Source organism: Streptococcus mitis (genome assembly GCF_047462815.1).
In the GTDB taxonomy this organism is placed as follows: Bacteria; Bacillota; Bacilli; order Lactobacillales; family Streptococcaceae; genus Streptococcus; species Streptococcus mitis_DO.
In genome coordinates, this window is sequence record NZ_JASHFB010000006.1 from 127130 (window position 1) to 135601 (window position 8472).

1 protein-coding gene is annotated in these 8472 nt (G+C 38.2%); it reads left to right on the forward strand.

Going from position 1 to position 8472, the window contains the following annotated elements; translation table 11 throughout:
• Positions 1 to 588 precede the first annotated feature (588 nt).
• Positions 589 to 8472: YSIRK-type signal peptide-containing protein (locus tag QM865_RS04710; protein WP_414306126.1), on the forward strand; the 7884-nt coding region annotated here is incomplete at its 3' end.

Here is an 8472-nt window from a genome sequence, read left to right on the forward strand (position 1 = left end):
TGGATTTAATCTCGAAAAGTACAAGGTGGCTTATAAAGTGTTGTTAGAAATTGATTTAAATTTACAAATCGAGTTGTTCATATGTTATTTCAAGCTGCTATACTATACCAAAAGAAGTTCTCAATACTTTTTCTGTTAATTTATTTTACTAATCTGAGATATAGAGTATGTGAACTGAAATAGTGTAGATACTATTTAATATTTTTGAGAAGAATTTTTTGCTAGCTTAAACGGCTATAAATCGGTTGATATGATAGGTAACTCATAGGGAGAATTCTTGAACACAATATAAAACATAATAAATATCACAAAAATATTTATGTTATTAAAATTTGTGCTTTATTTTATAAGATAAGCAGGTTTATGTTTGATTAAATATATTAAAAAATGGTATAATTGAGCTGTGATAGCTGTGATAGCTGTGATAGCTGTGATAGCTGTGATAGCTGTGATAGCTGTGATAGCTGTGATAGCTGTGATGTGTAAGATATGCTCATCATAGCAGGTTTCATGGGTGCATTACTATAAGATGTGTAGCCATGAAGGTTGCTTTTAATTTGATTTTGTGTTTTAACATAAGGAGGAACAATGGAAAATAAATCAAATTCGCTCAATAGAATCAAGCGTCAGCAACGTGAAAAAGTTTTGCGCTTTTCTATTCGTAAATATAGTTTCGGTGCCGCTTCAGTTGCTGTTGCAGCGCTGATGTTTTTGGGTGCCCGCGTTGCGAGTGCGGATAGTCTAGTTGACAAGACTTCACAACTTAATGCGGGTGTAGTGAATCCTAAAAATGAGGCCGAATTGCCTAAAGAGAGTCCAGACACTACTGAAGAAAAAGTAGATGCAGAAAATCAAGCGCTTACAAGCACTGTGAATAACGCGCCTACAGTTGATAAAGCTAAGTTGAAAAAAGTAGTTGAAGAGTTAAATGTTCTTCTTTCAACTAAATTAAACCTTGACGAGTCAGTAGTATCGCCTGTTAAGGACAGACTTCAAAAAGGGAAAGAAGCCCTAGAAAGTTCTGAGCTAGCTCAAAAGGATATCGACGAGCTTGTAGAACTCTTGTCTAAAGATGTGACAGTCGTATCAGCTGCTAAGGAAGCAACTGAGGTTCAAGTTGATAAACAAGCAGATAAAACTGAGAAGCCAGCTGACAATCTAGCAAGTCAAACTTCTCCTGAAGTAAGTGCAAGCGAAGAGAGTCAAACTGTATCAGCTAAAAAAGATACTTTGAAAGTATCTGTAGATCAATTGCAGGCGGCTGTTTTGGAATTGCCTGAGCATGAGACTAGCAAAGAAGTTCTTGAAAAAGCCAATGAACTATTGGGCTTGGCTCAAGGAGTTCTTGAAAATACAACAGTTTCTCTGAACGATGTTGAAGATATGACAAAACGTGTGAAGAGAATGTTTAACTCTGTTAAAAACGCTACAACACGTTTGACTTCAGGTGCTCGTGACTCACGTAACGGCAAGAGCATGGGAGAAGGAGCACAGTTTAGAGCGACTACTGTTGAATATGGTCGTGTAGAAAATGCCTTAATTAATGTTAAAGAATATATATCAGAAGCTAAAGGGCAAGGAGCAACGACTATTGGGGATCGTGATCGTACGATTTCAAAAACGTTTATGACGGCAAAATATAGTGAAGAAGGTGGTAAGAAATTTATTACTTACGACGTTTACTTCCAAAATGATGGTAAAGCCTTGGATGGAGTAACTAATAATACGTTTTGGTTCTATCCGCCACGTGACATTTTGTATAATAGTGGTAATAACTATCCAGTAGGGACTATTTACGAATCTTATTACGAACGATATACAAATAATAGAGGTACAGGGACGCTTTCTGATAATCCTAATCATTTCACTAAGGTAGGGGATACGTATAATATTCCTTTAAAAAGTTATAAGTATCAAGATTCGGGTGCTAGAAGATCATGGAATGATAGAAATCTTCTTTATCAGCTGGATGGTGGCCCAGGTAGAGATAATCAACGACAAGAAATGTTGAAAAATTTAAAAGATAATTCTGAACTAAATGGGATTATTAAATCAAACGGTAGCTATCCTGGAGGGTCTTATTCTCATATATTAACTATAAGTAGTCATCAAAATTATGCTTACAAATATCATGTAAAAATGCGCCTAAGAGATAATGTGACTACTGCAGAAGCACAAAAAGCAGGGAGTATGGCTGTAACTACTAAGGCTGGCTCAGCTACGAATGCAACTGCGGGATACGTCTATGCTGGTCTTGGAACAAGAGTAGTAAGTCAACCCGACGCACCATTAGATCCAATTAAAGGTTTAACCGTTACAAAAACAGTAGGAGATGCTTTGGGAAATCCAGATGATCCTGTAAATTCAGGTTATGTCAGACATAAAGATGGAAAACCATTTCCTTCGGGTATGACTTGGAGTTGGAAAGATGGTGTCAAGCCAACAAGTACAGCACAAGCTGGAGTATTCAAGTATACTTCTGTTGCTACTTATAAAGACGGTACTAAATCAACTGATGCCAATTCAGGTTCAGATGGAACAGTTACAGTGATTGTTAAACCGAAACAACCAACTATTACAACAGATGTTGCTAATAAAAAAGGCTTAACAAATCAACAAATTACTGTTAATGTTGGAAGTGGAGTGAAAGACGGTTCTACAGTTAAGCTTTACGATGGTGATAGAGTTATCGGAACTGGAGTTACAAAAGGACAGACTGCGACAGTTACAGTTAAAGAAGCTTTACCAGGAAAACCTATTACGGCTGAAACGATTGTTAATAATGGCGGAACAGTAACTTCTGTTCGAAGCAATCCTGTTACTCCAACAGAAGCACCAGATACACAGCCACCTACATTAGCAATATCACCAGCTAACCAAACAGTAGTAGAAGGTGATAAAGTAACCTTTACAGTAACAGCAAAAGATAATAAAGTTGTTAATATAGATGGTTCTGATTTCCTAAAAAAATATGGCACTAGAATTACTTCTGGAAATGCAACAAATACGAATGTTAAAACAACAGATTCAGAAAAAGTAACTACAATTACTATTACTACAAGTAAAGAAGACGTCGGTAAAACAAATACGATTACTTTCAATGCTAGTGATAATGCGGGTAATAAAGCTAAGCCAGTAACATTTACATTCAATGTAACACCACGTGATACTCAAAAACCAGAAGCGACGTTAAATGGAGTTCGTTTGACTGAAAATGCTAATGCACCAATATTTACAGTTTATCGTGGAGCTACATTTAACCCAGAATTAAAAGTATGGGATAACTCTGGTGTAATCTCTAAAGTAACAACAGGAAATCTTCCATATGGAATAACAGCATCTACATTTACAGCTCAAACAGGTAAAACTGAAAAAACACCATACACAACACGTTTATCTTCAGGTACAGTATTGAATACTCAAACGCTAGGAGACCACATAGGAACTCTTCATGTAGAAGGAAGTAGTGCTACAGATAGTCGTGATTTAAAATTCAAATATCGTGTAGTTGATATTGAATCAAAAAATCTAGAGAACGGTGTAGCAAAAGTACCAGTAGGTTCAACATTGAATGTAGCAAACAGTGGTAAAAATATTGATGCACATAACTATCTAAAAGTAGTAGATAGTAAAGACTTGGCAGATCGTGGAAACAATTATTTACCAAGCGGTATGACGTGGACATGGAAACAAGGAGATAATTTAGATCCAGGAACAACACTTGATAATTCAGGGAAATATACTCGAAATGCAACAGCAATATTCCCAAGTAGTGTTTCAGATGTTAATAGTACAACTAGAAAAACATTTGCTCCAGTAGAAATCAAGCGTCCGGTAGTTTTAGCAGTAACACCAACAGCGCCTAGCGTAGTTGGAAATGAGAATGGTAGTGTAACAATTACACCACCAACACGCCCTAATAGTACTAATCCACAGGATATTGATACTATTACGCTTACTTACACACCGACAGGTAAAACAAGTCCAGAGACTGTAACAGTTACAAAATCAGGAAATACTTGGACAGCGACAGTAAATGGTAAACCAACGGATAAAGTATCAGTAACACCTGCAGGTGTAGTTACAATTCCAGATTCGGAAGTTGCAGATAAAACAGAAGTAACTGCCAAAGTTTCTAAGAGAATTGATAATAACCTAACTCTTGAGAGTCCTGTAGCTAAAGATACCACTAAGAACTCAAAACCACAAACACCAGTAGCAACAGCAAAAGATAATGGTGATGTTACAGGTAAACCACAAGATCCAGCAAAAGTAGATAAGATTACGGTTAGCTATATAGGGGAAGATAACCAACCAAAAACGGCTGTAGGAAAGAAAGATCCAAAAGGAAACTGGACAGTAGATAAACCAGAGGTACAAATCAATCCAAATACTGGAGAAATCACGATTCCAGCGGACAAAGTAAAAGATTTGACAGAAGTAACAGTAGTTACCAAAAATGGAGATGGAGCTGATTCAGATTCAGCAAAAGCAGTGGCAAGAGACACTCAAAAACCACAAGCTACTTTAAATGGTGTTACATTAACAGAAACAGCTAATTCACCAATCTTTACAGTCTATCGTGGTGCTGAATTTAACCCTGAATTGAAGGTATGGGATAACTCAGGAACAATCTCAAAAGTAACAGTTGGAAATCTTCCGTATGGTGTAACTGCTTCTAACTTTACAGCTCAAACCGGTAAAGATGGAAGTTCAGAAGACAAGAAGTATAAAACTCGTTTATCTTCAGGAACAGTAGTGAACACACAAACACTAGGAGAACACATAGGGACTCTACATGTTGAAGGAAGCAGTGCTACTGACAGCCGTGATTTGAAATTCAAATATCGAGTGGTTGATATTGAGACTAGAAACCTTGAAAATGGTATCGCAAAAGTACCAGTAGCTTCAACGTTGAATGTAGCCAATAGTGGTAAAAATATTGATGCTCATAGATATCTTAAGGTTGTAGATAGTGAAGATAAAGCAGATCGTGGAAACAATTATTTACCAAGTGGTATGACGTGGACATGGAAAGCTGGAGATAAATTAGATTCAGGAACAACACTAGATAACTCAGGGAAATATACTCGAAACGCAACAGCAGTATTCCCGGATACCAGCAAAAATTCTATTACGGATGTAAATAGTACAACTAGAACAACATTTGCACCTGCAGAAATTAAGCGTCAAGTAGTTTTAGCAGTAACACCAACAGTACCTAGTATAGTAGGTAATTCGGATGGTAGTGTGACAATTACCCCACCAACACGCCCTAATAGTACTAATCCACAAGATATTGATACTATCACCCTTACTTATGTACCAACAGGTAAGACTACACCAGAAACTGTAACGGTTACGAAATCAGGAAATACTTGGACAGCGACAGTAAATGGTAAACCAACGGATAAAGTATCAGTAACACCTGCAGGTGTAGTTACAATTCCAGATTCGGAAGTTGCAGATAAAACAGAAGTAACTGCAAAAGTTTCTAAGAGAATTGATAATAATCTTACTCTTGAGAGTCCTGTAGCTAGAGGAACAGCAAATGGACCTTTAGCAGCTGAGGTTACAAACCCAGCACCAGTTCCGGAAAAAGCACCAATTACACCAGTTACAGTTGTGACTCCAAACAAACCAGGTTCAATCATTACGACAGATAAACCAGTAAATGGTTTGACAGTAGATGAAGAAGGTAAACTTAAAGGAACACCAAGTGTAACAGATTGGGGACCAAAAGAAGAAGAACGTATAGTAGAGATTCCGGTTAAAGTTAAAAATGGTGGCGAGACAGTTACTGTGAAAGTTCCAGTTCCAATTCTACGTGATACAGATGGAGACGGTATTCCAGATAAAGAAGATTCAGATGATGACAACGATGGAATTCCAGATACAGAAGATGCAAATCCAAAGGTAGCGGATAAATTAACAGGAACAGTAACAGGAAAAACTGTCCCAGAAAAAACACCTGTACCAGCAAATACTAAGGTAGTAACACCAAATAAACCAGGTACAACGATTACAACAGATAAACCAGTAAATGGTTTAACAGTGGATAACGGCGGAAATCTAGTAGGAACACCAAAAGTAGACAATTGGGAACCAAAAGAAGAAGAACGCACAGTTGAAATTCCAGTTAAACTGAAAAAAGGCATAGAAGAAGTTGTAGTCAAAGTTCCAGTTAAAATTCAACGCGATACAGATGGAGACGGTATTCCAGATGTTAAAGATCCAGACGATGACAACGATGGAATTCCAGATACAGAAGATGCAAATCCAAAAGTAGTGGATAAATTAACAGGAATAGTAACAGAAAAAACTGTCCCAGAAAAAACACCAGTACCAGCGAATACTAAGGTAATCACACCAAACAAACCAGGTACAACGATTACAACAGATAAACCAGTAAATGGTTTAACAGTGGATAACGGCGGAAATCTAGTAGGAACACCAACAGTAGACAATTGGGAACCAAAAGAAGAAGAACGCACAGTCGAAATTCCAGTTAAACTGAAAAAAGGCACAGAAGAAGTTGTAGTCAAAGTTCCAGTTAAAATTCAACGTGATACAGATGGAGATGGTATTCCAGATGTTAAGGATCCAGACGATGACAATGATGGAATTCCAGATGAGGAAGAAATCACAAATGGAACAGATCCTAAGACACCAACAACTCAAACTCCTACAATCGACATTACTCAACAACCAAATGGAAATGCGATTGTAACGCCTAAGAAACCAGATGGAAAACCATACCCACCAGGAACTAAGGTAGAAATCCCAGGAGAAAATGGAACACCAATCACAGTAACAATTGGTGACAATGGTTCAGGTGAAGTACCAAATGATAATCTTCCTAAGAAAGCTGTCCCAGGTACAGGAACAGTAACAGAACCTAATAAGAACCCATCAAAACCAGTAGATGTAACAACACCAGCTCATAAGACACCAAAACTAGAGTTGGATCAAGATCCTAAGACGGGTGACGTAACAGTAGCACCTAAGAAACCAGATGGATCACCATTCCCATCAGGAACTAAGGTAGAAATTCCAGGTAAAGATAAAGACCACCCAATCACAGTAACAATCGGTGAAGACGGTAAAGGTAAAGTACCAAACAGTGAATTACCAGAAGGAAAAGTACCAGGAACAGGTAAGATTACAGAGCCAGGTAAACCAACGGAAGAAGTTCCAGTTGAAACACCAGGTAAGATAACGCCAGGTGCTCCAACAACAGAACAACCAGTTGATATTGAAATCACACGTAAACCAAATGGTGATGCAGTAGTAACGCCTAAGAAAGAAGATGGAAAACCATACCCACCAGGAACTAAGGTAGAAATTCCAGGTGAAGATAAAGATGGTAACCCAATTACAATCACCGTTACGATTGGCGATAATGGTTCAGGTGAAGTACCAAATGATAATCTTCCTAAGAAAGCTGTCCCAGGTACAGGAACAGTAACAGAACCTAATAAGAACCCATCACAACCAGTTCCAGTAACAACACCAGCACGTAAGACACCAACACTAGATGTGGAACAAGATCCTAAGACAGGTGATGTAACAGTAACACCTAAGAAACCAGATGGGTCAACATACCCACCAGGAACTAAGGTAGAAATCCCAGGTAAAGATAAGGATCACCCAATCACAGTAACAATTGGTGAAGACGGTAAAGGAAAAGTACCAAACAGTGAATTACCAGAAGGAAGAGTTCCAGGTAAAGGTAAGATTACAGAACCAGGTAGACCAACAGAAGAAGTTCCAGTTGAAACACCGGCTCATAAGACACCAACACTAGATGTTGAACAAGATCCTAAGACTGGAGACGTAACAGTAACACCTAAGAAACCAGATGGGTCAACATACCCACCAGGAACTAAGGTAGAAATTCCAGGTAAAGATAAAGATGGTAACCCAACTACAATCACAGTAACAATTGATGATAACGGTAAAGGAAAAGTACCAAACAGTGAATTACCAGAAGGAAAAGTACCAGGAATAGGTAAGATTACAGAACCAGGTAGACCAACGGAAGAAGTTCCAAATGTAACCACACCAGCTCATAAGACGCCAACACTAGATGTTGAACAAGATCCTAAGACAGGTGATGTTACAGTAACACCGAAGAGACCAGATGGCTCAACATACCCACCAGGAACTAAGGTAGAAATTCCAGGTAAAGATAAGGATCACCCAATCACAGTAACAATTGGTGAAGACGGTAAAGGTAAAGTACCAAACAGTGAATTACCAGAAGGAAAAGTCCCAGGAACAGGTAAGATTACAGAACCAGGTAGACCAACGGAAGAAGTTCCAAATGTAACCACACCAGCCCATAAGACACCAACATTAGATGTGGAACGAGATCCTAAGACAGGTGATGTTACAGTAACACCTAAGAAACCAGATGGGTCAACATTCCCACCAGGAACTAAGGTAGAAATCCCAGGTGAAAATGGTCCA